Here is a 26,280-nt window from a genome sequence, read left to right on the forward strand (position 1 = left end):
CAGCCGGCCCCCGCCGTGTTCGCCTGCAGCAGACAGCCAACCCCTGTACGGACTATGCGAAACCGGGCAGTCCAAGTCAACATGGACGACCACCGCAGCCCCTCAGCGAGGAGGACGTTCCCCTGCCCATCGTGATCTCCGCCCCGGTTGTTCGCGGTCCGCGTCCTGGCGAGGACATTCCGCACCGAGACTGGCCTATCGGCGAGGGCAACACCGACATCGTGAACGCGTTCCTCCACGAGCATGGCTGGACCTGGGGCATCGAAGCCGACGGCGGCCTGCACGCCGCATCGCCGTGCACCCGGGTCCACTTGGGCCACCAGCCCGACAACCCGAACGCGGACATCTGGACCATCGCCGTGGACGGTACCGCCCGCCAGTCCGGCTGGAGAGCCCGCTTCAATCGGCACACCCCCGCCGAACTCGTCCTCGACCTGCTGACCGCCCTGGTCAGCCGCTCCACACCCCGCCCGGATGTCTGCGGTGGGCGTCCCGGCGACACCGTTCCCCGGCACAACTGGCTCACCGGCGAGGGCAACGCCAACATCGTGAACGCGTTTCTCTACGAGCATGGCTGGGCCTGGGTGGTTGACGCCGACGGCGGCCTGCATACCGCGTCGCCGTGTACCCGGGTCTACGTGGGCTACCAGCCCGACAACCCGAACGCGGACACCTGGACCATCGCCGTGGACGGTACCGCCCGCCAGTCCGGCTGGAGAGCCCGCTTCGACCGGCACACCCCCGCCGAACTCGTCCTCGACCTGCTGACCGCCCTGGTCAGCCGCTCCACACCCCGTCCGGTTACCGCCACTTCCCTTGCTGCCTGAGAGCGCACGTCGATGAGGCGAGTCGCCCTGCTGCGCGGCTGACCGACTACCGAGCAGGCGCCCTCCTCGCCCGGCGCGTCGGCCGGGAACCGCCGACTCCTACAGCCGCCGATATGCCATCGCGGCCCGTCGCCGTACTCCGGCTTCCGGTCAACACTCCTCCCGGCCCGGTCACTGCCCCCCGCCATTCCTCCGAGAGGACTCGTCATCACGCTCCGTCTTGATTCCCTCGCCTTCGCCAGGATCCTGGTGGCCGCCTCGGCTTTCGATCTCGTCTACGGCGCCGCCTGGGCACACCGCACCACCCTCGGCGGCACGGTTCTGACGGTTGCCCAGCTGGCCGTCGCGTGGACGCTGATGTCGCGCGTCCCGGCCCCGGCCGTGCCCTGCCGTCTCGACCGCGTGCCTCGTCCGCGCGGCCCGCAGGACTGATCTGCCCGTGTTCGCACTCCGCCGCGCCTCGGCCCGGCGGCCAGTCACCGACGCCGTTCCCGCGTCGGACAGCGCGAACACGGAGGCCCGTTGGACCCTGAAACCCTCGATCTGCACGGCAGCCGGGTCGGCATCGCCCGCGCCTTCGGCACCGCCTACGGCCCAAGGAACAGCACTGGTGAGCGCACCCGCTACCACGTCCTGGCCTACCTCGCCCCCAGCGACCTCTACCTGGTGGCCGTCGGCGGCATCGACGCCGGCCACCGCTCCGCACGCCTCCACCCGTGCGAAGGACGCTGCGGCTGGACCGCCCCAGAACTTCTCACCGAACTCGTCGTCGCGCACCCGGTGCGCGACCCGCGCGCAGGCCGGACCTTCTGCCACCACCACGTCCTCCCGGCGGCACCCGAACTCCCTTGCCGGGTATGCCTGATCCGCCCGCCGCGCACCGACTGCCTCTTCTTCGACCGCTCACGCTACGCTCCGCTGCCCCAGGAGGCTTTGTGACCTTCACCTCGACGATCTCCCGCCGCGGACTGCGCCGCGCGGCGATCTCCTTGTTCTCGCTCACCGTCTTCACGGGCGCCGAGGCCGTGGCGGGCGCCGTATGGCACAGACCGGCGGTGACCGCGATCATGCTCATCGGGTGCGCGGTGTCCGTATTCGCGCTGTACCTGGTGTCCCGGCTGCTCGACGACAACGCCGACCGTGCGGTGCTGGGGCAGCTGGAGGAGGGAGCTGCGACCTGCGAGGAGCTGGCAGCCCACCTCAGCCTGCGGCAGGCCGTCGTACGGCTGAGCCTCGCCCGGCTGCTCGGCTCCGGCCAGGCGTGTGAGAGCGCCCCGGGCACTTTCGGTCTTCTCGGTCGCTGAACCGCAGTGTCCTCCGGGGAATGCGAACGAGGCGGTGCCGCGAATCCTCGCGGCACCGCCTCGTTCGTGGTGCAGGGTCGGAACTCAACACCGGGTGCGGAACACCCGGTCAGGGCCGAATCAGTGTTGGAGTCGGCTACGCGCCGTCGGTGTCCGGCCACGTGCGGGCTTCCACCCGGCGCGCCCGGCGCCGGCGCAGTCGTGCGGCCTGCCGACCGAACTGTCCGGTGTAGTAGTAGCAGGTGCACCCGCGCCCGGCATACCGGCACTTACGCCGGTACCCGGGCACTTCGCGCCCCAGCATCGACGTCATCGGGGCCCTCCCGTCATTTCACATCCAGCAAGCACAGCAACGCAGTTGTGCACTGCCAGCGCGGCCCTGCGAGGCTCGGCCGCACCAGGCACCCCGCCCGGTCCGGGACTCGCCCGGCCGAGGCCGGCGCGGTTGCTGCGGCTCGAGCGGCGGCTCAGTTGAGATAGATCCCCGCGAAGGCGCCGTCGTAGCCGGTCGAGGTCATGGCGACCTCGAAGTTGTCCCACACCTTCTCCGGGTGGGAGAAGTGCTGGTCGAAGTAGTCGACCGTCAGGTCCCGCTCCAGCCACTCGTGCGAGCAGCGGCAGCGGACGAACACCTGCTCGCGAACGTTGAGGAGCATCCAGTCGCGGCGGGCCTTGCAGAGCTCGCAAGTGATCACGATTCCGCGCGGGTTCAGCTCGTCGGCGTGCGGCACCGCCCGGATGACGGGCGTGCCGGGCTCGGGCTCCGGAACAACCATCGGGAAGTCGGGGATGTGGAGGTCAGCATCGGCGAGCGGCGGGAGGAACGTCGGCTCGTGGTCGTCACGACGTCTCGGCAGATCCGACAAGTACAGCCCTTTCATCAGAAGTGGCCGGTATAACGATCAAATGCCCGATTTTATTCCCGAAGCCGCATTCCGTTATCCAGGTGTGACCATCCGGGATGTCGGACGATTCATCGTCGTCGCTGTTCCGGCGCCTGCTTGACGGACGTCGGGCCTGGACCGGGCTCGGCTTGGCCCGGCGGGCCACCGGCGACCCGCCGAGGAGAGCGAGCCTGCGCAGCAGCGCTTCGGATCGCGCCGCCAGGTTCGGCAGCGCTTCGGAGTAGCGCGGTGAGGGCCGGCCCGTGGCTGAGCCAGGTGTACGCGTCGTGCCACGTTTCGGCGTTGCGTTCCTCGATCGCCTCGTTGTAGCCGTCGACCATGGTGGTCCTCGTCAAGGTGTCGTTCCATTGGTGGAGGATCCCGCGGGCGCTCGTGAAGGCGTTCTCCAGCTCGCCCAGCATCCAGCTGGCCCGGGTGACAGGTTGGCCTGGGCGGCTCGGCCGTCTCGCAGGAGGGCCTCGGCGTAGGGCAGGACGTCCTGGAGGTGACGGAGAGCGGCGGCGTCGCGGCGGACGACGCCGTCTCCGTAGAGCTTCTCGTCCAGCGGCCAGCCCTGCTCATCGCTCAGGCTGTCGGAGATCGAGTCCCAGTGGTCGACGGCCGCTTGAGCCTGTCCGAGCGCTCGCTCCAGGACGGTCAGGCGCTGGCGGGCGCGGATCTGGTCGTGGCGGGGCAGCAGGTCGCGGGCGATGTCGGCTGCTGCGCTGGCCGGCTCACGGTCACCGGGGACGTGGAGTTCGAGCGCCTCGCCTTCGTTGACGTGCTCCATGTAGGAGTTGCCCTCGGTCAGCGCGATCGAGCGGATCGTGTAGCCGGGCCCGGTGGGGTGCTGCTCTTCGGTGACGAGCAGGCCGATCGGCCGGGCGAGGTTGTGGAGGACGGCGGCGTTCTGGAAGTCGGCGAACTGGGGGGTGGGCCGGAGGACGAGCAGCGAAATGAGGTCGGCCATGTCCGGGTCGGGGTTCTGGTGGTGCTCGACCCGCCAGGTCCCCGGCAGCTTCGCGGCGAGGGCAGTGGAGTACGAGTTGAGGTTCACGGGTCCTGGTCCAGGGTTCTCTCTGCGTGGCCCGGTGCGAAGGGGTTGTCGGGCCGGGGTGGGCGGCTATGGTCTCGACGGGCCCGGTGTGAGCAGCGCACCGGGCCCACTGGCGGGCGGGGTCAGCCGGTGGCCAGCTGAGGGTCGACGGCGATGTCGAGCAGGCCCTCGGCGTGGGCGAGGTGCTCCTGCACCTGGGCGACGTCGTCGCCGGTGACCACCAGGTGCCCCAAGCGGGCGGTACCGGGATCGCCCTGCGGGGACAGCAGGGTCTGCTGGCCGGGCCGTATTTCCCACACGAGGCGTTCCAGCCAGTCGGGGGTGCCGAGTTCGGGGCGCGGCTGCGCGGTGCGGACGGTTCCGGAGGTGGCCGGGTAGAGCAGGCGGATGCCAGCGGCGGCTGCCCGGGTGGGGGTGAGGTCGGGTTCGCGGCCCAGGGCGATGTCGACCGCGGCGGCGGCGAGGTCGATGCCGGTGGCGAGGCGGACCAGGTGGCCCACCAGGTCTCCGCCCAGGCGGGCGTTGACCTCGATCAGCTTGGGGCCGGTGGTGGTCAGGCGCATCTCGACGTGGGAGATACCACAGTTGACGCCGAGGGCGTCCAGCGCCGCCTCGGCGATCGGCGCGACTTCGGCGAGGAGCGGGTCGCCGGCAGTGACGACGTGGCCGACCGCCTGGAAGTGCGGCCCTGCGCCGAGTTCGGTGCGGGTGACGGCGACGGCGGTGGTGATGCCGTGCGAGGTCACGCACTCCACCGCGATCTCGGGGCCGTCCAGGTACTCCTCGACGAGGATGCCGCTGCCCTCCTGGCCCTGGCCCTTCGCGCGGGCGCTGGCGTAGGTGAACGCGGCCGGCAGCTCGTCGAAGTGGTCGACCTTGACGACGCCGATGCCGCCGGTGTGGGAGGCCGGCTTGAGGACCACGGGCAGGCCGATGCGGCGGGCCGCGGTGGTGGCGGTCACCAGGGAGGTGACCCGGATCGACCGGGCGGACGGCACACATTCGGACGACCAGACCGCCCTGCTCGCGGCCTTGTTACGACAGGCTGTCGCGGTCGCCGAGGACTGGCCGGGCACCGCGAGGTCGGTGGCGATGTGCGAGGCCGCAACGAGGGCGTGCTCGTCCCAGGTCACCACTCCCTTGATCTCGTGACGCCCGGCGAGGCGGGCGACCGCCCACCGCAGATCCTCGAGGTCGCCGACCTCGGCGACCTCGTGGTCGCGAAGGTAGGGCTGCTGCCAGGTCGGCTCGGCGTCGCTCACCAGGACCAGCGGGCTTCGCATGGAGGCGGCGGCCAGGCAGTACGAGCTGAACGTCTGGTCGCCCGTGCCGAGGACCAGGAGCACCCCGTCGTCGCGGGTGTCGTCCGGAAGGGCGGCGGTCGTCGTCATGTGGTGCTGTTCTCCAAATGGTGGAAGGGAGTTGGGGTTAGGGGGTCAGGCGGCTCTACCTTCTGAGTTGGGTTGATCGAGCCACTCGTAAGGTTGGGTCGCCCAGGGGTGCTGGGTGTGGCTATCAGGCGGCTGCCGTCTCGTGGCTGTCCAGGCTTCGCCGCCCGGCACCCCACGACGACTCGGCCGCCGATTAGGAAGTGCGAACAAGTCGCTGTGTAGAGCAATGCCGGCGAGGTCGTCCGTGGTACGAACAGCACGAACACGCACGTCAGGAGCGCGATGAGCCGGATATGGGCGGGGATCGACAGCGGCAAGGGCCACCACCACGGCCTGGCCCTGGACGCCGAGGGCAAGACCCTGCTGTCGCGGCGGGTGGCCAACGACGAGCCCGAGCTGCTGAACCTGATCAGCGACGTTCTGGCCCTGGCCGACTGCGGCCAGGTGACCTGGGCGATCGACATGACCGGCGGGGAGCCGGCCCTGCTGCTGAGCCTGCTGATCGCCCACGGCCAGGAGGTCCTGTACATCCCCGGCCGTCTGGTGAACCGGGCGTCCGACGGCTACCGCGGCGAGGGCAAGACCGACGCCCGCGACGCCTACGTGATCGCCGACCAGGCCCGGATGCGCCGTGATCTGCAGCCGATCCGCCCCGGCGACGAGGCCGCGATCGAGCTGAAGCTGCTGACCGGGCGCCGGGCCGACCTGGTCGAGGACCGCACCCGCGCCGTCAACCGCCTGCGCGGCACCCTGCTGGGCATGTTCCCGGCCCTGGAGCGGGCTCTGGACGTGACCAACACCGGCCCGCTGAAGCTGCTGACCGAGTACCAGACCCCGGCCGCGCTCCGCCGCGTCGGCGTCGCGCGGCTGGCGAAGTGGCTGGCCAACCGCAAGGTCCGCAATGCAAGAGCCTTGGCCGAGACGGCAGTTGAAGCTGCCGGGCGGCAGTACACCTCCGTCCCCGGGGAGAAGACCATCGCCAGGCTGGTCCACACCCTGGCCGAGGGGGTGATGGCCCTAAACGAGCAGATCGCCGAGATGGACAAGCTCATCGAGGGCCGGTTTCGCGAGCACGAACTCGCCGAGATAGTCCAGAGCGTTCCCGGAATCGGCGCGATCCTCGGTGCCGAGTTCCTAGCCGGCGTGGGCGGCAACCTGGACGGATTCGCCTCCCCGGACGCCCTGGCGGCCTTCGCCGGCGTCGCCCCCGCGCCACGCGACTCGGGCAAGGTCAGCGGCAACCTCCACCGGCCGACCGTCTACCACCGACGACTCCAACGCGTCTTCTACACCTCGGCGTTGGTGAGCATCCGCTGCGATCCGAACTCGCGAACGTTCTACGACCGCAAGCGCGCCGAGGGGAAGAAGCACGTCCAGGCCGTCATGGCCCTGGCCCGCCGCCGCGTCAACGTCCTGTGGGCGCTGATCCGTGACCGTCGGTGCTACCACGTCACACCCCCAGTGACCGAGACGGCTTGACAACGACATTAGGAAGCCTGGGCCAGGAGTTCCTCGTCCGCCTTCGCGGAGGATTCGGCGCCCGGGTGCTCGTAGGAGTGCCGGTGGCTGTGGAGACCGACCAGGCAGAGGGCCGTGGCGACGGTGGTCGCCACGGCGGTGGCAAACAGCAGCGCCCTCACGTTGGCCGCCGGAACGGCGAAGACCAGCAGGCCGGCCAATGGCAGCGGGACCAGGACGAGCAAGACGCAGGTGGCCAGTGTCGCGGAGAAGCGTCGGGCGGGGATCAGCCGGGCGCGGGCGGTGCGCAGGGCGACGGTGGCCGCGCCTTCGGCGGCCATCACGGTGGCCACCGCGGCGGTGTAGGTGGTCAGGGTCGGGGCAATCGCGGCGGCGCCGGCGGCGGTGCAGGCGACGACGGTGGAGGTCACGATTACCGGGAACAGGCCGAAGCGGTCGATGGCGGGCTTCGCGGCCAGGGCGGCCAGCAGAGAGGCGCCGGCCGCGACGCTCCACACCAGGCCGGTGGCGGCGGTGCTGCGGTGCAGGTCCTGGGCGACGGCGATCGGGGTGGACACCTGCAGGACACCGAGGACGAAGTTCGCTGCGGCGAGCGTGCCGATCAGCCAGGCGAGCGCGGGGGTGCGCACAAGGGTGTCGACTCCGCTCGCGAGTGCGTCGCGGGCGCGTTCACGGCGGGCCTCGGCGACCAGGCGCAGGCGGGCACGCTGGGTGTGCATGACCAGGGCCATGGTGATGGTGACGGTGGACAGGACCGCGACGGTGGTCAGCAGGAGGGCCGGCCCGGCGAGCAGGAGCGCGCCGCCGAGCAGCGGACCGAGCAGTGCGGCGCTGCGGTCGATGGCGGTGCACCTGGACTGCACCCGGTGGATCTGGGTGCCGGCGCGTCGGCTCGCCTCGGTGCCGAGGGATTCGACCGCCAGGAAGCTTCCTTCGGCCAGCATGCCGGCGACGATGCCGAAGGCGAGCACGGCCGCCACGCCCAGCCCGAGGCTCATCCCCACCAGGGTGAGCAGGGCGGCGGCGGCCCGCGCCAGGCTGGTCGCCAGGACGGCGGTCTGCGGGCTGTGGCGTTCGACCATCGCCCCGCCGAGCACGACGGCCGACAACCTGGGCATCCACTCCAGCAGGAAGGCCAGCCCGGTCCACATCACCGAGTGGGTGAGGGTGAGGACCAGCAGCGGTACGGCGTAGGTGATCACCGATCCCGCCAGGGCGTCGGCGCCGCGCAGCACGTAGCAGCGCAGCAGCCAGTCCCGGTCGCTCTGCCGGGGGCGGCGCCGGACGCGGTGGGACGGCTCCAGGTCCGCGGACTGCATGATCGAGAGGGGCAAGAGGGCTCTCCGGCTTGGGCGTTGTACGGGACGGTGCAGCTGCTGCTGCCTGCCCGTGCGGATTGGGCGGTCGCGGTGGAGGCGGTCAGCGGCGGTGGACACCGGGCGGGGCTACGACGGCGGGTGCCGGTACGCCCGGGGCTACGCGCTGTTCGCCGGCGGGCCCGGCGGACGGCGTGCTCGCGAGGGCGGCCTCGCGCCGCACAGCGGCGGTCGGGGCGCCGAGGACGACCGGTTGTCCGGCAGCGGGCAGAAGGCCGGGAGCGCGAGTCGGGCAGGCGACGCCGTACCCCGCGGCACGCAGTGCGTCCACGGCACGGGCCACGGCGGCCTGGCGCTGCGCCGACTCGGCGAGGGTGGCGGGCAGCCGGTACGAAGTGTGCTCCGCTGAAAGGTCTTTGACGAAGCCGGCCTGCCGGAGCAGCGCCTCCGCTCGCAGCAGCGTGGCCTCTGCCCTGCGCCAGCCCGGGTCGATGCGGTCCAGGTACCCGTACACCCCGGCCAGCAGTCCCACCACGCTGCCGCCGTTCGCGGCGTGCGGACCGTGCGGCTCGCTGTCGTAGGCGACTTCGAACAGGTCCGGGGTGTCCGGGTGGTCGCGGGTGACGAGCCAGCTGGGGGGCGATCCGGGCCGGTAGTCGCCGCAGTCCTCCGGTGGGGAGATCGTCAGGTGGCTGCCGTCCGCCAGCAGGACGTTGACGATGTAGTCGCTCGCGCCGTAGTCAACAACGCACTCCAGGCCGCGGCTCTCCAGCGGTTCGATGATGCCGCGGTAGCGCTGCGAGGGGTCGCCGGTCTCGTACGTCCGGGGCGTGAGCGGCCCCTTGACGTGAGCGTTCACGTCATCACCGGTCTCGGTGATCACAACGGTGACCTGGTCGGTGCGCACGGCGGGTCCTCCTGCTGCTCTCGGGCGCTGGCACGCCCGCCGACGAAGCGTCGATCGCATCCGTCGGCGGGCGGATCACCAGAGTCCCGGCTGGCGGGCTCGCTGCAGCGAGCCGAACTTGTGCTATGGCCCGACCCCGCCGTCAGCGCTGGCCGCTTGCCGCCGGGGACCGACCCTGAACCCAACCGCACGAGAAGGGGGCCAGCACCGAAGTGCTGGCCCCCTTCTCGCATTGATGGTGCCGACCTGCCGGTCGTCAGCTCCGGCTCGTCCGGCGCCGGTGCTGCAGCGCGGGCGCGGGGGCAGCAGGCCCTGCGGACTTGGGACGGGTGCCGGCCTTTCCGGGCTCGGCCGAGGGCGCGGCAGACAGCTTCGCGATCCGGCGAACGCGCCAGACCATGACGGCGGTGACGGACTCCGCGGTACCCAGTTCGCGGCGGTCCCGGGCTTGCTCGAGGAGCGCGGCCGGGTCGTGGCCGGCGGCCTCCGCTTCGGCGAGGGTGGCTGCGAGCGCGTCCCAGTCGTTCCCGCCGTGCTCGGTGGCCTGGGCCTCGGGCAGCTTGGCACGGATGACCGCGTCCTGGCGTTCGCGGACGGGCGACGGCAGGGAGCGGCCTCGTGTGGCCATGGCTGCCATCGGGCGGGCGGCCACCGTGGCGTACGCCGCACGGAGCTGTTCGGCTGCGGCGCTCGCTGCTGCAGCCTGCTGGGCATGCGAGCGAGCGGAGTGCCACCGAGCGGAGGCGATGGCCAGCAGGATCAGCGCCGACAGCAGCATGGCGACCGTACCGCCGTCCTCGCCACGGTTCCCTGCGTAGCCGTCGCTGAGCAGCTGGCGGGCCGCCCTGCGGACGGCCCGGTTGTCGGCCCGCTCGGCGCGGACGTGGGAGCGAGATGCCCGTTCGAATGACCGTGCTGCCGCGAGGAGTTGGACCCTGGTGTCAGCCGGAGCGCGCACGGCCAGGACGTCGATGATCTCGATGGCGCCGACCAGCTGCGCCGCCGCGTCTTCGTCGGGCCCTTCCTCGATCGTGCGGGTGGCGTCGTCGACCGCGTCGGCGGCCTCTCGGCGGGCACGGGCGGCCTTGGAGCCGGGCACCCGCGCCTTACCGGCGCCCGGGTCGCCCACCTGGGCCTCGCCCGGCAGGTCGGCCCCGACGGCGCCGCTGAGGCGCTTTCGGATGCGCGGAAGGGAGAGGTCCGGCGCAAGCTTCGAGCCGCTGAAAAAGATCGGCTCGTCTTGGGCGTTGCGGTCGTCCGGGTGGGCAACGGAGTAGCCGAGAACGTCGCCGGACGGGCCGACCTTGCGCCGCACCAACAGGCCAGACGCTTCGAGGCGGCCGAGGAACTCGGCGACGTCGGCGGCGCCGGCGACGGCCTGGCGCACCCGGTCCATGAGCTGCAGACGCATGGGCTCCGGGCGGCCGAGGCGCTCCGCCTTATGCCCTTCCGCACTGGTGGGCCGCTTGGCTGCCGTCTTGTCTCCCGGGTTGAGCTGGCGGAGGCCGAGTTCCTTCTCGATCTTTCGGCATTCGTCCTGAGCGCGCTGGGCGTCGTTGTGGAGGCGAGCGCCGCGCAGGTCGCCACGCACGATGGTGGCCATGATGTGGATGTGGCGGGGGTCGTGGCGTACCGCGATCCACCGGCAGCCGTCCGGGTCGCCGGGTTCGGCGATGCCGGCGGCTGCGACGACGCGGCGGGCCACTTCGCCCCACTCCTCGTCGGTCAGGAGCCGCTCGTCCGGGTCCAGGCTCACCGGGCAGTGCCAGACGTGGTTCTTCAGACGCCGCCGGCCGCGCTGGTTGACCCGCAAGTCGAGGGCCTGCTCCAACTGCTTGAGGGTGGCGTTCGGGTCGCGGCCCGGGTCCGGCGCGAAGTCATCCCAACTCGCCACCAGGTGGGGGTCGAAGTGCTCGTCGCGCCGACCGGGGCCGTAGAGGTAGGCCAACAACCCGTAGGTCTTATTGCCGCGGCTGACATCAGGGACCAAGCGGTCCACCGTTGACCAGTTTCGCGGCGGTGTCGTCGACGACCACCACGGCCCTGCGGACGGCACCGAGGGTGAGCGCCAGCTCTGCCGGCTGAACGTAACCGGCGGCATGGAACCCAAACGTCAACTGGTTCAGGTTGTTGCCGACGCGGGCGAGCTGCGCTCGGCTGGCGACGAGTTCGTCGACCGCGCGATCGAGGCGGTCTTGCGGATCGGCGGCGGCGCTGTGACCGCGGGCGGCGCTGATGGCACTGGTCGCGATGAAGCGACCAACGGTCACAGCGCGGCTGGCGGCAGCGGCGGCGATCTCGGCTTCTTCGTCTTCGTTGAGACGCACAGTCAGCTTGCGAGTGCGGCTCTGGGGATCGCGGTGGCGGCGGCGCGGTCGACGTACGAGGGGTGCGTCGCTGGTCGGTTCGGCGGCGGACGGCTCGGCGGCAGCGCTCGGCGTCTCGATCTTCTCCTCCTCCTCCTGCCGGCACCCCCTGGTGCCGGTGGCCGAGGACGAGTCGAGCGCCCCCGCTCGACTCGTCCTCGGCCCTCCCTCGCCCCCACCGGGGCGAGGGCAAGTGCCAAAGTCGGGCGTAAGCCCGGCTTTGGCGATAGCTTGCTGCGCCGTAGGGGCCAAGCCGCCAGCCACAGAACTGCGGTCACGGGCCAGGCACTTGGCGCGCTCAGGCGGCGGTGGCCTCCAGCTCGAGCTTCGCGTCCAGGAGCACCCCGAGCCCGTAATCCATGGCTTCGACCGGGCTCTCCAGCACAACCTTCGGCCCGCCGACGGTTCGGCGGACCAGCCAGCTGCCGTCGCTGGCGGCCTTGGCGGAGCGGACCAGCCGCTGGTCCAGGAGGAGCCGCATCAGGGCGGCCGGGGTGGTGTTCTTCGACTTGGTGCTGGTCATGAGCGCTTCCTTGGAAGGGAGTTGGGCGTGGGAACGGGTCGTTGTGGGGCGCGGCGTAGGGGGTGTGGGACGCTGGCCGCGGGTTTCGGCGGGGGTTTGGTGTTGGTGTCGTCGATCATCTGCAGCAGCTTCCCCATCCGCTCATTGCTGATGGAGTAGCCCTGGTCGCGCAGGCCGTCCGCGACCACTTCCCGGTTCACACGGCCGGCCCTCGCGGCGGCCTCCCTGGCGACGGGTACCAGCGTCTCCAGCGGAACTCGCTTTCGTCCGGTGGCCGGCACCGGACCGGACGAGCCAGCCGAGGAGACCGGACCGGACGGACCCGCCGAGGGCACCGGACCGGACGGACCCGCCGAGGAGACCGGACCGGACGGACCCGCCGAGGAGACCGGACCGGACGGACCCGCCGAGGAGACCGGACCGGACGAGCCAGCCGAGGAGACCGGACGGGACGAGCCAGCCGAGGGCACCGGAGCGGACGGACCCGCCGAGGGCACCGGAGCGGACGGACCCGCCGAGGAGACCGGACCGGACGAGCCAGCCGAGGAGACCGGAGCGGACGGACCCGCCGAGGGCACCGGACCGGACGGACCCGCCGAGGAGACCGGACCGGACGGACCCGCCGAGGGCACCGGACCGGACGGACCCGCCGAGGAGACCGGACCGGACGGACCCGCCGAGGGCACCGGACCGGACGGACCCGCCGAGGAGACCGGACCGGACGGACCCGCCGAGGGCACCGGACCGGACGGACCCGCCGAGGAGACCGGACCGGACGGACCCGCTTGGTCTCCGCTGACCAGCCGAAGGCGCGGCTGCTCGAGGAGACTCTGGTCGTGGTCGAGTTCCGGGGTGGCCGAGCGGCTTCGGCGGAATCGGGTTCGCCACCAGGAGCGGACAGCGTTCGGTGCGGTGGAGTCGGTCCGCTCGCTTCGAACCGTGAGCGTCTCCTCCTCGACGGCCTGGGCGTCGTCCGGCTCGCCGTACACCGCGGTGGGAGCGGCGTGGCGCGACATGACGATGTAGAGGTGGGTGGCGCCGCCGAGCACCAGCGGGGCGATGGTGCTGAGCGCCCCGACGGCCGTGTTGGTCAGGTGGAGTCCCTGCCCGGGCGGGGTCGACTCGTTGAGGCGCACGGCGTGGGTCCAGTTGGCCCAGACGCTGGTGGCCGTGGCGCCGCCGAACACCGACCAGGTGTAGGCGCGGGCCCGAAGCGGCGCCTCCTTCAGCACGACCAATGCCCGCACGCCGTAGGCGATGAATCCGTCGATCGCCACTGGGAACAGGTAACTCAGCTCCGAGCGGACGTGCATGGCGACGGCCATCTGCTGCAAGGCGTCGTAGCTCAGGGTGCCGCCGACCGCGCCCATCACGCCGATCGCCGCTTTGTCCCATCCGGACATGCGACTCGGCGTGCTGCCAGACTCGTTCACGCCGCTGCCGCCGTCGGCTGGGGGTTGAACGCGGCGGCGATGCGCTGCTCTCGACGCAGCAGGAAGGGCTGCTTCTCCAGCTGCACGCGAGCCTCGCGCAGTCGGGTGAGCGCCCTGGTGCGGCCGATGCCGAGTATGGGTGCCCAGATCCGCGGGTCGAGGCCGAGGATGGCGGCCACGACGGAGACGCTGGTGCGTTCGTGGCGGGAGAGGTGGACCGGACGGCCGTTCAGTGCGGCGACGACCCGCTCCTCCTCCCAGCGGCCATTGGTGTTGAGCTCGTGCAGGACGAGTCGCTCCTTCTCGTCGAGGCCGGCGCGGATGCCGTAGCGGTCGTTGGTCTCCAGGGCCTCGGTGAGGCATTCGTCGCTGACGGGGCAGCTGGCGCAGAGAGCCTTCGCCGCTTGGTTCTTCGCGGTCTCGTCGGGCGAGGGGTAGAAGCGATCGGGCTGCTGGCTGCCGGCGCAGGCGGCCCGCCTCACCCATGTGTGGTCGCGGCGGCTGGTGATCGAGGTGATGGTGCTGGACACGGGGTTGGTTCTCCGGGTGGGTCCGCTGCCGCAGGGGCGCGGAAGTGCGGGGCGGGCGGCGGCGCGGCCGGGTCGGGTGGGTTGGTCGCGCTGGTGCCGGCCGTTCGGTGATTAGCCGGGTCGCTGGCCGGAGAGACGAAGGACCGTCTCTCTGGCCAGGGTTCTGATCCGCTGGTCGACGGCCGGGCTCGTCCTCGAATCGGCCGGCGAGCTGGGGCGGCTGGCCTGCTGCTGGGCGAGAGCGCGCAGGTATCCCGGCGAGGCGTCCGCGCGGGCCTTGGTCTTGGCGACCTGGGCGACTCCGCTGTACCTGGAAGCCCAATGGGGTTCCTCGGCGGACCGGGCGCCGTACGCACGCGCGACGCGGATGCCGCGCAGGATCGTTTCTCCGTGGGCCTGGTTGAGGGGCCCGGCCGAGTAGCTGGCGGCCGGGGCCTTGGCTGCGCCGGCGGGGCGCTTGCTCGCCCCGGCGCGGGCTCGGCGCAGGGCGAGGCGAGCGAGGTCGATGCCGGCGTTCTCGTTGTGGCTCATCAGGCGGTTCCTGCTCTCAGGTGGCTGCTGGTGGTGCGAAGGCGCAGGACGCGCTCGACGAGGTCGCGCCCGTAGATCTGCTCGGCCTGGTCCCGGCCTGCCAGGGCCAGGGCGGAGGTGACGAGTTCGGGTCTTCCGGTGAGGTACTGGCGCCATGCAGTGGTGCGGACTTCGCGCTGCTCGTCGCTGGTCGGCTCCTCGTCGAGGGCCGCCAGCGGCTCGCGGCGGGTTGCTCTCGTCCAGGCGTCCTGGACCAGGCGCCGGACCGCGAAGCTGCGCGGGGCCTGCCAGGTGCTCTGCCACTCGGCGTGGCGCTCCTTGGCCGCCTGGGGGCTGTCTCGCCACCAGGCGACGATCGCCGCGCGCTTGGCCGCGGTGTCGTAGAGCAGCTCGGCTCCGGCGAGGCGGGCGGTCAGGAAGCCGACCGGGCGGTGGACGCGGCGGGCGGGCGCCCGCTGGGCCAGAACCGCGATGACCTCGTGGGCGGTCCAGCCGGCGTCCGCGAGGTGGCGAACAGCCCAGGCGATCCGGGCAACCTGGCTGCCGCTGAGCCACGGGACCTGCCGGACGAGTTCGAGGGCCAGCTGGTGGCGCCGTCCGACCGCGTTCAGCTTCCGGCGGATCCGCTTCTCCGGTCGAGCCTGCTGGTCTTTCCCGTTCCCGAGGTCGCCCTCAGAGGGATTGTTGGTAGGTGCTGCAGGAGAAGAAGTAACAGCACCTGCCCCCATTGGGGTGCAACGGGAGGATTTCGCAGAGGAGTTGATGCGGGCCTTCCTGGCGCCTCGTCGCTTGGTGCGGCGCATGGTTCGCGCGGCCTTCTTGCCGAGCTGGGCGAGGGCGAGGCGGCTCTCGTCGGAGACGACGCCGACGACGGTGCGGATGAACGTCTGGGAGGAGACGGTCCTCAGCCCGATGGCCTCGTCGAACGCCTTCGGGATGGTGCGGACGAAAACGCTTGCCCTGGCGGCGGCCTGGCGTATGCGGCTGCCCTTGAGGGTGTAGGTGAGCAGTCCGGACTCCCGCAGGATCGACAGGTGGTACTGCACGGTGCGCTCGGACACCTTGAGCATCCGGACGAGGTAGTCGACGCCCGGTCTGCACGGGGTGAGCTGGGCGAGCAGTTCGGCGATGCGGACCGTGGTGGTGCCGAAGCGGGGGCCGTGGGTGCGGGCCGGGGTATGGGCCTGGGCGTCGCGCACCCAGTGGACGGCTTGCAGCCAGGTGTACGGGTCCGGTGCGATGCGTCCGGAGGTCGTCGATATCCACTGAGCGGGGTCGGGCACGAGCAGGCCGGAGCCGCCCGTCGCCTTCTGCTCCTCCTGCGCTTCGGCGGCGCGGACGGGCAAGGTAGGGCTGGGCACGGAAGTCCTGGTTTCGCTGGGCACGGCGGCGCCACGAGCTGTCGCAGTTCGGGGCACAGCGCCGGCAGATTCGGGCGGTTGTACGCGCAGGGGAGCAGCGGCCTCGTGCGGATCGAGGCAGGACGGATCACCGGCGCTCGTCGGGGCCGGGGGTCAGGCTGCTGGGTTGTGCCCTGGGTCAGGCCGCCATGGCGGAGGGCTCGGCCGCAGTCACGGCGGTCAGCCGCCCGGTCGTGAGGTCCAGCTCGTGGGCGAGGCGCGCGTCAAGGCTGGGGAAGTGCTGGACGATCCAGCGGGCTGCCATCTGCCGCTCGGCGAGCTGCTGGGGCACGGGCCACCGGTGGACGTCGAAGGCGCTGGCCGTGCGGGGGAATCCGAGCGATCCGCGGTCCAGCCGGACGATCGCGGAGTCCGGCGCGAGGAGGCCGGCGAGGGCCTCGACGAAGGAGGCCGGGGCGGTGGCGATCTCGATGTCGGCGGACCGGGTCGGCACCGCGGTTGTACCCGAGAAGGAGGACATGGGAGACTCCTGAGCTGGAGACGCCCGGCTGCGTGGTCAGATACGAAGGCCGGTCATCTTCGGACGTGATCGACGTCCTCGTGGTACGAGGAGCCCGGGAGCGCCAACTCCCGGGCCCTCGACGAGGACGGTCGAGGCGGCCCGCCCAGCGGGCCAGTGGGCCGGTCAGTCCCCGGAAGAGCGCGCCGAACAGCGCGCCGCCGAGGATCAGACACTATATTGCCCCTTCGACGTGATCAACGTACACCAAAATGCCCCGCTCGTGGGCAATAGATTGCCCCCAAGAAGTGCTTGCGAGCACGATCAGGCACTAAAGTGTCCTCGTGGGACGATCTGACACGGGAGGAGTGGCGATGGCCGAGCACATCGACGCCGACGCGGGGGCGGCGCGCATCGCAGCGCGGCTGGGCTATCTCTTCGAGCACCGGTACCCAGAGGGGCGCGGCCCGTACACGATCGCCGAGGTCGCGGCCGGCACCGGCATTAGCGAGTCCTCCATCAAGCAGCTGAGACGCGGGGCCAAGGCGAACCCGACGATCAACACCCTCACCGCGATCTCGAGCTTCTTCGACGCGCCGCCGACGATCTGGGTCGTCCCCGACGACGAGGTGGAGACGGTACTCGCCAAACGCGACCTGACGACCGCCATGCGGGACTCCGGCATCCAGTCGATCGCGCTGCGTAGCCAGGGCCTCAACGCGAAGAACCTCTCCCGCATCACGGAGATGATCGACATGGCGAGAGAGTCCCAGGGGCTACCCCCGATCCCCCCCGCCTGACACTCGGGGCGAGAGGAACGGGTGGCGCTCTTTTTTCGACCTTGTCTACGCGCATAGATATCTAGCGAGCTCCCTCACCCTCCGCTGGCCCGGCATCGACCGAGGCGGAGGCGAGAGGCGCGGGCACGTAAGGTCAAGCGCAGGCCGACGTGAGCCCACCGCCCGGACGGCCACGGCCCGGCCTGCGGGGCCCGATTCCGAGCGGCGCGGTGATCACCCGCCGAAGGCAGCACCGGCGGACTCGGCCTAAGACCACCCGGGGAACCTGGGCCGAGTCCGCCGCAAGGGGTTCAGACGCCGTGGAAGCTGACAATGAACCGCAGCGTGGTGTTGCGCAGCGGGGCCAGGGCCATGATCCGGCAAGGCACCTTGTCGTCACCGCCGTGGGGCATGCGCATGTACCTCACGTCGCCGTCCGGGTGGACGTAGTAGTCGTGGCGGTCCCAGATTTCCTGCGCCTCGGGGCAGCCTTCCATGATGTCCTGCACGAGCTGCTTCAGCTGGACGTGGTCAGGATGCTGCGCCGCCGCGGTCCTAATCTGCGCCAAGAACGGGACGGCCCAATCCTCCTCCCAGTTGACCAGCTGCTCGCGCGCCTCCGGATAGAGGAAGCTCCACCTCATGATGTTGCCGGAGTAGACCCACGGATACATCACCCTGTCCGGTGAGTTGTGCGCGACGACGTTCCAGGCAAGGTCTGAGATATAGGCCGGGCTCGGCAGCATTTTCGCGAGCAGGCGCTGCATGTCGCCGTCCATCGCCGCCATGGCGTCCGGCTCCGCACCGCGCTCGGTGGGTCCGCGCCCGATCGCCCGGTGGAAAAGCGCGAGCTTTTCGGCGTCGTTCAAACGCAGCGTATAGGCGAGTCGATCCAGGAAATCCTCGGAGAAGCTGGCTTCCTCGCCGTTTTCGAGTTTGCTGTACCAGCGGGTGCTGACGCCGATATAGCGAGCCATCTCGCTTTTCGAGACTTCGGCAGTTCGACGAGCAGAGCCGGTCGTCTTCACCAGACCCGGAAGGGCATTGGGGTCCAGGCGCCGGCGCCAGCGTTCCACCATGCCCGCCAGAGTCTCATCACGGGCTATCAGGCGTTCGTGGTCGGTCTTCATGAACGTCGATTCTAGGCAGCGACCGAGAGGCAGGCATGCCGGAGGAGCCTGTGGGGAACACCACACCGACAGCAAAATCGAATCAACGTAACGAAACGATTTCGATGCTTGTTTTCGGATGATGAACAGTCAGCTGGGAATGATCATGCGGGCCGATTCCCATGGGGCGTCAGATCCCAGTATCGACGGCCCCTGGGGCCAAACGATTACTTTCCGTTAGCCCGATCAGGCGATAACGCAGCGGAGTCGATGCGTGTAGCACGAACTACCGGTTCCGGAACTGGCGCTTCCGGAAGTGTTTGTTCCGGAACTGAAAGTTCCGGCGACGGTTTGGCAGGGTGGGGCTACCGGCGGCCGCCAGGTAGCGCCGGGCCTCCCTCACCCCGTTTGGAGTACGTACCCATGTCTCGATCCGCACTCGTCGTCGGCGGCAGCCGTGGCATCGGCCTTGCCGTAGCGCGACAGCTCCGTGAGCAGGGCCATAGGGTCGCCGTCACCTCTCGCCGCGGAGACTCCCCGGAGGAGGGGCTCCTCGCGGTGCCGTGCGACGTCACCAGCCCCGAGTCGGTCGACGCGGCCCTGACCGCGGTCGAGGCGGCGCACGGCCCGATCGAGATCGTCGTGATCAACGCGGGCATCACCCGCGACACCCTGCTGCTCCGCATGAGCGAGGAGGACTTCGACGCCACGCTCCAGACCAACCTGGCCGGGGCGTACCGGGTCGCCAAGCGGGCCGTCAAGGGCATGATGCGTGGCCGGTTCGGCCGCCTGGTGTTCATCTCCTCCGCGGGTGCGATGACGGGGGAGGCCGGTCAGGCCAACTACGCCGCCTCCAAGGCGGGCCTGATCGGCTTCGCCCGGTCCCTGGCCCGAGAGCTGGCCTCGCGCGGGATCACCAGCAACGTGGTCGCGCCCGGCCTGACCGAGACCGACATGACCGCTGTGCTGACGGACTCCCAGCGCGAGTCCCTGCTGCAGCGCGTGCCCATGGGCCGCATGGCCCGACCGGACGAGGTCGCGGCTGCTGTCGCCTTCGTGACCTCCGACGCCGCCTCCTACGTGACCGGTGCGGTCATCCCAGTCGATGGTGGCGTCGGCATGGGGCACTGACCCGGTTGAATCCGGGCCCTGGGCGCATGAGGGGACGCCCAGGGCCCACCCAAGACTCCAGCGGAATTCTTGATCATCTCTGGGAGGTGCCGTGCATGCGGGTTCACTCCGGACCGCCTGCGAAGATCGACTCGGGCGCCTGAATCTGCCGCACCAGTTCAACGAGAACGACCTGATTGGAGCGGTCGCCTCACTGGTCGGACGGACAATCGCCTGCGAGCCCGTCGATATGAGGGGCGCATTCTCATGCGGACTGCGCAAGAGATATGCCGACCGTGAGGTCATCTACTACGAGAAAAACGCCTCGGCGCTGCATCAGCGACAGATTATTGCCCATGAACTCTCCCACATCCTCTGGGAGCACAAGGGTGAGATCGATCTCGCCGACCTGATGTCTGACGAGGAACTCGCCAGCCTGATGGACTGGAGTGTCCTCGGTATTTCCGCCCGCACGTCGTACGAAACCGACGCGGAGGTCGAGGCGGAAATGATGGCCACTCTCATACTTCAGCGCATGTACCGCGGAGCCGTAATGCCCGCCGCGCGCCCCAGCGCTGCCGATGAGCGCTGGGATGCAATATTCGCCTGATCCCTCAAGGAATAAGTCGTGATCAACGCCATTTTCGGCGGCATGCCCCTGATCCTGCTCGCTGCCTCGCTCTACTGGGCCCTCCGGCGGCGTCCGGGCCAGCGGCCTGCGGGCACTCTGAGCTTGTCCGCTCTCCTCGCTTGCTTCGCGGTCGCCTTCAGCGCCTACCAGCCGACGATCCGGGCGTTGGAGGACGCCGTCTCTGTGGACCTCTCCCGGCTGGTGAGCAACAGCGCGACCCTGTCCGCAGGAGCCGCCGTCTCCTCCGTGCTCCTCTACCTCAACTACGACATCGCCGACGCCCGCCGGCGGGTCCGCTGGCGACTTCGTCTCCTGGCCGTGGCCGTTGCCACGATGGCCGTCGCCTTCGCCGTCACACCCCGCGAGCTGATGTGGAGCACGGCCGAGACGCAGGGCGGCCTCGACGAGGCACCCACGTCCCTTCACATCTACTCGGCGGCGTACATCGCCTTCCTCTCGTACGCCGTCTGCGACTGCCTCACCCAGACCTGGACCAGAGCCCGCAAGGCAACCCGGACCACCCAGCGGCTCGGGCTCCGCACGACAGCCGCCGGCTGCGTCGTCGCGCTCCTCTACACCACCTACAAGACCGTCAACGCCGTGGCGGCACTGTTCGATTGGAACGCCATCCCCGGTGGCCCTCGCTGCACGAGTCCGGTCACGCCGGTCAACTGCGCTTTCAGCGTGACTGCGCCGGCCGTCAGCGTGCTCCTCATCACGACGGGGCTGACCCTGCCCGCCATTCTCTGGCCGGTAACGCAGTTCCTCCGCCGCCGCTGGGAGCGCCAGTCCATTTCGGACCTCACCCCGCTCTGGCAGGACCTGACGGAGGTGTGCCCCAGCGTGGTCTTCCGGACGATCGGCGGGGCGACCGAGTCCGACCTCGTCCTTCACCGACGGGTCGTGGAAGTCTGCGACGGGATCCTCACCCTGGACGAGCACCGCTCGCGGGCCGTCCAACACGCGGCGGCGGCAGCGGTCGCCGCCACCCGGCACGCCGGGACCGATCGCGGCGCCGCGATCGTCGAGGCGGCCGTGGTCGCCGGAGCGATTCGCGCCGCCCGTGCAAACGCCCCTGCCCAGGACGATCCTGCCCCGCAGGCGTCCGGTGCCGATGCCCGCGAGGGAGACCTGCGCGCCGAGGCGTTGTGGCTACGCTCGGTTTCTCGGCAGTACGCGAGCAACGACATCGTCCACCGCGCCGCTGACCACCAGTTCCCGGCGCTCACTGCGGTCTAGGGAGACAACATGGCCTCCGAATCCCCCTTTGCGGACCCGGAGTTCTACCGGGACCGCTACCCGATCTACGCAGCACTGCGCGGTCGATCTCCCGTTCTCCAGGTCCCCATGGGCGATGGCGGCGCGACGGCGATTGCCGTAACCGGCTACGAGCAGGCGCGCCAGGCATTCGCCGCCGCCCTCTCCAAGGACACCGGGGCCTACTTCGCCGGCCGCCCGTCCGGCCGTTCACTCCACCCTGCGGTCGCCCACACCATGCTGCACACCGACCCGCCCGAGCACACCCGGCTACGCCGCCTGGTGACCAAGGCGTTCACCCCGGCCCGGGTCGACGGCCTGCGCCCCTACATCCGTTCCCTCGCCGAGCAGCTCGTCGGGGTGTGGGAGCCCGGCAGGGAGGTCGACCTCGTCGAGGAGCTAGCCGGCCCGCTGCCGGTCACCGTCATCTGCCAGCTCCTTGGCGTTCCCCCGATCGACCGGCCCTCGATCCGAGCCTGGTCGACCGACCTGTTCGCCACCGGCGACCACCAGCGGATCGACGCGGCCTCCCACGCCCTGGCCGGCTACATGGCTGAGCTGATCGCGGGCAAGCGCGCCAAGCCGGACCGCTCGCTGCTCGCCGACCTGATCGCGGTGCACGACGACAACTCTGACCGGCTCGGCGAGGACGAGCTGCTCTCCCTCACCGTGCTGCTGCTGGTCGCTGGCCACGAGACCACCACTGCGGCGATCGGCAACTCGGTGCTCGCGCTGCTCCAGCACCCCGCCGAGCTGGAGCACCTGCGCACCAGCCCGCACTGTATCCGCACCGCCGTCGACGAGCTGCTCCGCTACGACTCCCCGGTCAGCATCGCCACGTGGCGGTGGGCACCCGACGATGTGGACCTCAGCGGCACCCAAGTGCCCGCTGGCAGCCCGGTCTTCGTGTGCCCGGGTGCGGCCAACCGCGACCCCTTGCGGTTCCCTGACCCCGACCGGCTCGACCTCGGCCGTGCGGACGCCGCCGCCCACCTCGCCTTCGGCCATGGGATCCACCGCTGCCTCGGTGCCCCGCTGGCCCTGGCCGAGATCGAGATCGTGCTCGCCGTCCTCCTGGAGCGCTTCCCGAACCTGCAGCTAGCCGTCCCCGCCGACCAGCTCGTCTGGCGACAGTCCCGGCTGGTCCGCGGCCTCGGCGCCCTACCGGTGCAGCTGTAGGCGCGGCGGTGCGGGGACACGGACGCACCCGGTCCCGGCAGGGGTTAGGCTCAACTAGGGGCTCCAGCAGGCGCCTTGCCGGGTTCGTCCCGTGTCGCCCCGCACCCGCATCCCTCGCACGTGCCCGACACGCCGCCACAGCGGGCCGAACGGCCGCGCAGCATAGGGACGGGGTTGCCGGACCGTGCACTCGCCCGTCAGCGCGGCCTACGCCGCGTCGCGCTTCTCGGCCAGCGCGGCCCGGACCTTGGCCATGCCCCTGGCCGTCACATCGCCCCGGCCCTCGTCCGAGGCGGTCTGGCGACCAGCCCCGGCGCACGCCGGACACAGCCCCGGCTCCGGCAGGGGACCACGGCACTCCGCGCACTCCGTGAACTGCCGCCTCGCCGCTGGCGCCGCAGGGCGCTCAGCCGGCATCTTCCGCTCCAGCCGCGAGCGCAGCACCCCGGATGGCGAGTAGACCACCTCCGGCAACCCGGCCAGCAGCGCCTGCCGCAGCTGCTCCTCCGAACCGCCGCGCTCCATCCACTCCCGAACCAGCGGAGCCAGTGCCGCCGCCTCTGCCCCACCTAGCGGCAGGCGCCGCTCCGGTCTGACCACGCGCAGCAGCGCGCCCATCGCCGCGTTTGTCGCCTCGTCCACCGGCGCAGCAGGCTCGACGGTTCGAGGAGCGGGAGCGGCTTCCTCCCTCCCACCCTCGGCGGTCGGCGGAGCCACCGCGACGGGGAGGGTAGGTACTTTGACCAGGTCTTTTGGAAGGACGTCACGATCAGCGGTGTCCGACTCGCCGGAGTCCGGTTTAGTGGCACCCGGCAGCCCTCCAGGCTGCGGCCGGTCGTAGATATGCGCCTCCGAGCGCAGCCGCCCATTGGGCAGCCGAACCACCTCCACCCGGTAGTACCCCCACGCCCGCAACTCGTCCAGCGCCGCCGCCAACGCCTTGCGGCCCTGGGGACTCGAGTCCGCCATCTGCCGGCACGTCTCGCGCCAGTCGTCCGGCCGGGACAGGAGATCCACCAACAAACCGCGGGCGGTGTAGGTCATCGCGCGGTTCTGCGCCAACGAGTTCGGAATGATCACATAGGACGACGAGTGCGAGCTGCGGTGGATACGCAGGGAGGTCCTCCTGGACGCCGAGCCGATCCGATCCCAACCGGGGGGACGACGGACCATAGCCACGAACCCGCTGCAAGTGAAGCCGACACCGAGCGACCTTGATCACATCATGGCTGTACCCACGCACCGACCAATCGTTGGTGCCTGGCGCGTGGACAGCTGCGATTCGCTCGTTGTCACCCACTTCTCCGGGAGCAGCGGGGGCTGGGCACCGTCAGACATTCACGTACGCGGTCATCCCTGAGTTCTTGACCCCGTCGACTTACTGAAGCAGAAAGTGGCCGGCCGGGCGCATGAGCGACAGGTACCCAGGGAGAGCGCGCCGAACCCGGAGGGTGGGTACGCCCAGGAATCGGGCAGCGACGCACAGTGTCCAGTCCGTCGTAGGCTGATGGATCGCCAGTGAGGTTGAACAACCCGAGGGTCGACAGGAGGCGAGCGTGGGGCTCAAGGGTCAGGACGGACCACTGCGGCTGGTGGTCACGGGCGGTGGCACGGGCGGGCACACCTACCCTGCGCTGACCGCGGTACGAGCGTTGCAGGCACGGCTCGCCGCGCAGGGGCGGACGGTGGAGGTGCTGTGGGTGGGCACCGCGGAGGGCTTGGAGTCCCGGGTCGCGCCCGCGGAGGGAATCCTGTTCGCGGCGGTCGCCACGGGAAAGGTCCGACGCTCGTCGAACCCCTTGAAGATGATCTCGCCAGCAAATGTGCGAGACATGGGCCGGGTGCCGCTGGGTGCGGCTCAGGCCCGGTTGTTGATCGCAGAGTTCAGGCCGAACGTGGTTCTGGCGACCGGCGGGTACGTGGCGGTGCCGGTGGGGCTGGCGGCGCGCTCGTGCGGGGTGCCGCTGGTGGTGCACGAGCAGACGGTGAGCCTCGGGCTGGCGAACAAGGTTCTGGCACGGGCGGCGACCCGGGTGGCGGTGTCGTCGGCGTCGACGCTGCCGCTGCTGCCGGAGTCCGCCCGGCGCGCCGCTGCGGTGACGGGCAACCCGATCCGTCCGGCGGTGCTGGCCGGGCAGGCCGACAAGGCCGTGGCCGCCCTGGGCCTGCACGGGTTCGACCGGTCGCTGCCAACGGTGTACGTCACCGGCGGCGCGCAGGGCTCGGTGCAGATCAACACCCTGGTGACCGGCGTTCTGCCGTGGCTACTGGAGCGTGCCAACGTGGTGCACCAGTGCGGTCCGGCGAACGAATCGGGCCTGCGCGGGCAGGCCCAGACGCTGCCGCCGCACCTGGCGGGCCGCTACCTACTGACTGGCTACATGGGTGCGGAACTCCCGGACGTGCTGGCTCTGGCGGACGCGGTAGTCAGCCGCAGTGGAGCGGGCACGCTCGCGGAGCTGACCGCCCTCGGGAAGGCTGCCGTGTTCATCCCGCTCGCGTCGTCGGCCGGCAACGAGCAGGCCCAGAACGCCTCCTACTTGGAGAAGGCCGGCGCGGCGGTTGCCCTCCTCGGCGATGTCACGGCGGACGACCTGCAGGAGGCCCTGTTCCCGCTGCTAGCGGACCGGGTGCGGCGCGAGGCGATGGCGGCGCGTTCCCGGGAGCACGGCCGTCCGGACGCGGCGGAGCGCCTCGTCGACGTAGTGCTCGAAGCGGCTGCCGGTCGCTGAGACAACCGCTGCGGCCCCTGGCTCCGGGTCGGGTTCGGGCAGGAAGCTGGTCATCGGTTCTTCCAGTCGGTCGGGGAGTTGAGGACGTCGGCGGCCCACTGGTAGTGGCCGGTGTCGCGGATGTGCTTGCCCTGCTCGGGGTAGAGGTCGCACGAGAGCAGGGCGACCAGGTGCAGGTAGTCAGCGAGGTCGTCGCGCCGCCCTGCGGGGAGGTTCTCGGCGGCGGTGGCCAGCAGGCGGTTGCGGACCGCGGCGCGGTCTTCGTCGTACATCCGGTAGTAGGCGCAGGCACCGGCGAGGTCGAAGAGCGGGTCGCCGAGCAGAGTGAAGGTGCCGAAGTCGATGACGGCGCTGACCTTACCGTCTGCGACGAGGATGTTGCCGGGGTAGAGGTCGCCGTGGATGACGCCCTCGGGCCCGGTGTAGGAGCGGGAGAGCCGCGCAGCGAGTCGGACGGTGATGCTGTCGACGGCGGGGACGTCGCGGCGCAGGTCCGCCAGCACCTTCGGGAGCTTCTGCCCGAGGAGGCGGCGCAGGAAGGCGGTCCAGTCCTCGCCCTGGTGGGCCGGGTCGGGATCGAGGAGCATCCGCCGGTCGAGCGGCGTGGTCAGGCGCAGGCCGGTGAGGTCGCGGACGGCGGCCAGGTAGGCGTGTTCGGTGGCCGGGGAGGTGAGGGTGAGCGCGTCTCCCAACGGGGAGCCGGGCAGCCGGGTCTCGGTGACGGCCAGCAAGGTGCCGTGCTGCTCGATGGCCTGGATCTCGGGCAGGGCGAAGGGGACGGTGGTGCGGTCGAAGCGCCGGTAGAGGTCGGCGATGGTCTCCAGCGCCTGGTGCTGGTCGGGGTCGGCGTAGACCTTAAGGACCTGGTCGTGGCCAAGAGCGTAGACGTGGGCCTCGGTGCCGGCGGCGATCAGGTCGGCGGGGGTGAGGCCACGGGCATCGAGGAGGGCGTACTCGGCGTCGGCGGTGATGCTGCTGACGTCTCGTCGGGTGATCACGACGTGCTCCAGGTGACGACGGTGCGGCTCTCGGGTCGGACGGGTCCGCCGGTGAAGAAGAGACTGCGATTCCGGCC

27 protein-coding genes are annotated in these 26,280 nt (G+C 70.7%); 11 read left to right on the forward strand and 16 right to left on the reverse strand.

Going from position 1 to position 26,280, the window contains the following annotated elements; translation table 11 throughout:
• Positions 1 to 221: 221 nt before the first annotated feature.
• The 4 genes from BG452_RS00730 (at position 222) to BG452_RS00745 (ending at position 2,131) form a co-directional block, all read left to right on the forward strand.
• Positions 222 to 827 (forward strand): DUF317 domain-containing protein, encoded by a 606-nt coding sequence (locus BG452_RS00730; RefSeq protein WP_188302117.1) that lies wholly within the window; start codon positions 222 to 224, stop codon positions 825 to 827.
• A 249-nt stretch (positions 828 to 1,076) separates the two neighbouring features.
• Positions 1,077 to 1,259 (forward strand): hypothetical protein, encoded by a 183-nt coding sequence (locus BG452_RS00735; protein ID WP_188302118.1) that lies wholly within the window; start codon positions 1,077 to 1,079, stop codon positions 1,257 to 1,259.
• Between the two features lie 90 nt (positions 1,260 to 1,349).
• On the forward strand, positions 1,350 to 1,766 hold the full coding sequence (locus tag BG452_RS00740) for a hypothetical protein (protein ID WP_188302119.1): 417 nt from the start codon (positions 1,350 to 1,352) through the stop codon (positions 1,764 to 1,766).
• The gene (locus tag BG452_RS00745) at positions 1,763 to 2,131 is read left to right on the forward strand and encodes a hypothetical protein (RefSeq protein ID WP_188302120.1); all 369 of its coding nucleotides are present in this window, start codon (positions 1,763 to 1,765) and stop codon (positions 2,129 to 2,131) included. Before BG452_RS00740 ends, BG452_RS00745 begins: the two co-directional genes overlap by 4 nt.
• A gap of 467 nt (positions 2,132 to 2,598) precedes the next feature.
• On the opposite strand, the gene BG452_RS00750 is transcribed toward BG452_RS00745, so the two are convergent.
• The 3 genes from BG452_RS00750 to BG452_RS00760 all read right to left on the reverse strand — a co-directional run bounded on the left by BG452_RS00750 (position 2,599) and on the right by BG452_RS00760 (position 5,463).
• On the reverse strand, positions 2,599 to 2,997 hold the full coding sequence (locus BG452_RS00750; RefSeq protein WP_223241554.1) for a hypothetical protein: 399 nt from the start codon (positions 2,995 to 2,997) through the stop codon (positions 2,599 to 2,601).
• A 370-nt stretch (positions 2,998 to 3,367) separates the two neighbouring features.
• Positions 3,368 to 4,072 carry a hypothetical protein gene (locus tag BG452_RS00755; protein ID WP_188302121.1) on the reverse strand — a complete coding sequence of 235 codons (705 nt, stop codon included), beginning with the start codon at positions 4,070 to 4,072 and terminating at the stop codon, positions 3,368 to 3,370.
• A 122-nt stretch (positions 4,073 to 4,194) separates the two neighbouring features.
• Positions 4,195 to 5,463 (reverse strand): acetyl-CoA carboxylase biotin carboxylase subunit family protein, encoded by a 1,269-nt coding sequence (locus BG452_RS00760; RefSeq protein ID WP_223241555.1) that lies wholly within the window; start codon positions 5,461 to 5,463, stop codon positions 4,195 to 4,197.
• Positions 5,464 to 5,745: 282 nt separating this feature from the next.
• Here BG452_RS00760 and BG452_RS00765 point away from each other — a divergent pair, with 282 nt between their 5' ends.
• On the forward strand, positions 5,746 to 6,942 hold the full coding sequence (locus BG452_RS00765) for an IS110 family transposase (RefSeq protein ID WP_188302122.1): 1,197 nt from the start codon (positions 5,746 to 5,748) through the stop codon (positions 6,940 to 6,942).
• 8 nt (positions 6,943 to 6,950) lie between these two features.
• On the opposite strand, the gene BG452_RS00770 is transcribed toward BG452_RS00765, so the two are convergent.
• From BG452_RS00770 to BG452_RS00815, 10 genes are all read right to left on the reverse strand, one after another.
• Positions 6,951 to 8,276, reverse strand: coding sequence for an MFS transporter (locus BG452_RS00770; protein WP_188302123.1), 1,326 nt, complete (start codon positions 8,274 to 8,276; stop codon positions 6,951 to 6,953).
• Positions 8,277 to 8,361: 85 nt separating this feature from the next.
• A complete protein-coding gene (locus tag BG452_RS00775; protein WP_188302124.1) occupies positions 8,362 to 9,165 on the reverse strand; it encodes a hypothetical protein in 804 nt (267 codons plus the stop codon).
• A 256-nt stretch (positions 9,166 to 9,421) separates the two neighbouring features.
• On the reverse strand, positions 9,422 to 11,155 hold the full coding sequence (locus BG452_RS00780) for a relaxase/mobilization nuclease domain-containing protein (protein ID WP_223241585.1): 1,734 nt from the start codon (positions 11,153 to 11,155) through the stop codon (positions 9,422 to 9,424).
• On the reverse strand, positions 11,145 to 11,795 hold the full coding sequence (locus BG452_RS47995; protein ID WP_411292865.1) for a plasmid mobilization protein: 651 nt from the start codon (positions 11,793 to 11,795) through the stop codon (positions 11,145 to 11,147). Before BG452_RS47995 ends, BG452_RS00780 begins: the two co-directional genes overlap by 11 nt.
• A 34-nt stretch (positions 11,796 to 11,829) precedes the next feature.
• Positions 11,830 to 12,054, reverse strand: coding sequence for a hypothetical protein (locus BG452_RS00790; protein ID WP_188302126.1), 225 nt, complete (start codon positions 12,052 to 12,054; stop codon positions 11,830 to 11,832).
• Positions 12,051 to 13,457, reverse strand: a complete 1,407-nt coding sequence (locus BG452_RS00795; RefSeq protein WP_188302127.1) for a DUF2637 domain-containing protein — start codon at positions 13,455 to 13,457, stop codon at positions 12,051 to 12,053. The genes BG452_RS00790 and BG452_RS00795 overlap by 4 nt, the downstream gene beginning before the upstream one ends.
• Positions 13,458 to 13,483: 26 nt before the next feature.
• The gene (locus BG452_RS00800; protein WP_188302128.1) at positions 13,484 to 14,017 is read right to left on the reverse strand and encodes a WhiB family transcriptional regulator; all 534 of its coding nucleotides are present in this window, start codon (positions 14,015 to 14,017) and stop codon (positions 13,484 to 13,486) included.
• 111 nt (positions 14,018 to 14,128) lie between these two features.
• Positions 14,129 to 14,548, reverse strand: a complete 420-nt coding sequence (locus BG452_RS00805; protein ID WP_188302129.1) for a hypothetical protein — start codon at positions 14,546 to 14,548, stop codon at positions 14,129 to 14,131.
• Positions 14,548 to 15,909, reverse strand: a complete 1,362-nt coding sequence (locus BG452_RS00810) for a helix-turn-helix domain-containing protein (RefSeq protein WP_188302130.1) — start codon at positions 15,907 to 15,909, stop codon at positions 14,548 to 14,550. The genes BG452_RS00805 and BG452_RS00810 overlap by 1 nt, the downstream gene beginning before the upstream one ends.
• A 178-nt stretch (positions 15,910 to 16,087) precedes the next feature.
• Positions 16,088 to 16,429: a hypothetical protein gene (locus BG452_RS00815; RefSeq protein WP_188302131.1), complete on the reverse strand. Its 342-nt coding sequence runs from the start codon at positions 16,427 to 16,429 to the stop codon at positions 16,088 to 16,090.
• Between the two features lie 353 nt (positions 16,430 to 16,782).
• Here BG452_RS00815 and BG452_RS00820 point away from each other — a divergent pair, with 353 nt between their 5' ends.
• The gene (locus BG452_RS00820; protein WP_188302132.1) at positions 16,783 to 17,208 is read left to right on the forward strand and encodes a helix-turn-helix domain-containing protein; all 426 of its coding nucleotides are present in this window, start codon (positions 16,783 to 16,785) and stop codon (positions 17,206 to 17,208) included.
• A gap of 290 nt (positions 17,209 to 17,498) precedes the next feature.
• Here BG452_RS00820 and BG452_RS00825 read toward each other — a convergent pair whose 3' ends face one another.
• Positions 17,499 to 18,317, reverse strand: a complete 819-nt coding sequence (locus BG452_RS00825) for a helix-turn-helix transcriptional regulator (protein WP_188302133.1) — start codon at positions 18,315 to 18,317, stop codon at positions 17,499 to 17,501.
• A 402-nt stretch (positions 18,318 to 18,719) separates the two neighbouring features.
• Between BG452_RS00825 and fabG the strand changes: the two genes are divergently transcribed.
• The 4 genes from fabG to BG452_RS00845 all read left to right on the forward strand — a co-directional run bounded on the left by fabG (position 18,720) and on the right by BG452_RS00845 (position 22,473).
• A complete protein-coding gene (fabG, locus tag BG452_RS00830; protein WP_188302134.1) occupies positions 18,720 to 19,427 on the forward strand; it encodes a 3-oxoacyl-ACP reductase FabG in 708 nt (235 codons plus the stop codon).
• A gap of 91 nt (positions 19,428 to 19,518) precedes the next feature.
• Positions 19,519 to 20,016 carry an ImmA/IrrE family metallo-endopeptidase gene (locus tag BG452_RS00835; RefSeq protein ID WP_188302135.1) on the forward strand — a complete coding sequence of 166 codons (498 nt, stop codon included), beginning with the start codon at positions 19,519 to 19,521 and terminating at the stop codon, positions 20,014 to 20,016.
• Between the two features lie 18 nt (positions 20,017 to 20,034).
• Positions 20,035 to 21,276: an MAB_1171c family putative transporter gene (locus BG452_RS00840; RefSeq protein ID WP_188302136.1), complete on the forward strand. Its 1,242-nt coding sequence runs from the start codon at positions 20,035 to 20,037 to the stop codon at positions 21,274 to 21,276.
• A 9-nt stretch (positions 21,277 to 21,285) separates the two neighbouring features.
• A complete protein-coding gene (locus tag BG452_RS00845; RefSeq protein ID WP_188302137.1) occupies positions 21,286 to 22,473 on the forward strand; it encodes a cytochrome P450 family protein in 1,188 nt (395 codons plus the stop codon).
• 207 nt (positions 22,474 to 22,680) lie between these two features.
• On the opposite strand, the gene BG452_RS00850 is transcribed toward BG452_RS00845, so the two are convergent.
• Positions 22,681 to 23,517 (reverse strand): hypothetical protein, encoded by an 837-nt coding sequence (locus tag BG452_RS00850; RefSeq protein ID WP_223241556.1) that lies wholly within the window; start codon positions 23,515 to 23,517, stop codon positions 22,681 to 22,683.
• Positions 23,518 to 24,029: 512 nt separating this feature from the next.
• Here BG452_RS00850 and BG452_RS00855 point away from each other — a divergent pair.
• Positions 24,030 to 25,205 carry a UDP-N-acetylglucosamine--N-acetylmuramyl-(pentapeptide) pyrophosphoryl-undecaprenol N-acetylglucosamine transferase gene (locus BG452_RS00855; RefSeq protein ID WP_317620841.1) on the forward strand — a complete coding sequence of 392 codons (1,176 nt, stop codon included), beginning with the start codon at positions 24,030 to 24,032 and terminating at the stop codon, positions 25,203 to 25,205.
• A gap of 50 nt (positions 25,206 to 25,255) precedes the next feature.
• Here the strand turns inward: BG452_RS00855 and BG452_RS00860 are convergent, their stop codons facing one another.
• A complete protein-coding gene (locus tag BG452_RS00860) occupies positions 25,256 to 26,203 on the reverse strand; it encodes a phosphotransferase family protein (protein WP_188302138.1) in 948 nt (315 codons plus the stop codon).
• Between the last annotated feature and the right edge of the window lie 77 nt (positions 26,204 to 26,280).

This window comes from Streptomyces sp. CBMA123, assembly GCF_014596465.1.
In the GTDB taxonomy this organism is placed as follows: Bacteria; Actinomycetota; Actinomycetes; order Streptomycetales; family Streptomycetaceae; genus Kitasatospora.

Bases quoted from the DNA above. Each gene is read 5' to 3' on its own strand.
- fabG (WP_188302134.1), top strand. From the start codon at position 18,720: ATGTCTCGATCCGCACTCGTCGTCGGCGGCAGCCGTGGCATCGGCCTT.
- BG452_RS00845 (WP_188302137.1), top strand. From the start codon at position 21,286: ATGGCCTCCGAATCCCCCTTTGCGGACCCGGAGTTCTACCGGGACCGC.
- BG452_RS00790 (WP_188302126.1), bottom strand. From the start codon at position 12,054: ATGACCAGCACCAAGTCGAAGAACACCACCCCGGCCGCCCTGATGCGG.
- BG452_RS00815 (WP_188302131.1), bottom strand. From the start codon at position 16,429: ATGTCCTCCTTCTCGGGTACAACCGCGGTGCCGACCCGGTCCGCCGAC.
- BG452_RS00765 (WP_188302122.1), top strand. From the start codon at position 5,746: ATGAGCCGGATATGGGCGGGGATCGACAGCGGCAAGGGCCACCACCAC.
- BG452_RS00795 (WP_188302127.1), bottom strand. From the start codon at position 13,457: ATGTCCGGATGGGACAAAGCGGCGATCGGCGTGATGGGCGCGGTCGGC.
- BG452_RS00760 (WP_223241555.1), bottom strand. From the start codon at position 5,463: ATGACGACGACCGCCGCCCTTCCGGACGACACCCGCGACGACGGGGTG.
- BG452_RS00805 (WP_188302129.1), bottom strand. From the start codon at position 14,548: ATGAGCCACAACGAGAACGCCGGCATCGACCTCGCTCGCCTCGCCCTG.
- BG452_RS00825 (WP_188302133.1), bottom strand. From the start codon at position 18,317: ATGAAGACCGACCACGAACGCCTGATAGCCCGTGATGAGACTCTGGCG.
- BG452_RS00820 (WP_188302132.1), top strand. From the start codon at position 16,783: ATGGCCGAGCACATCGACGCCGACGCGGGGGCGGCGCGCATCGCAGCG.
- BG452_RS00850 (WP_223241556.1), bottom strand. From the start codon at position 23,517: ATGACCTACACCGCCCGCGGTTTGTTGGTGGATCTCCTGTCCCGGCCG.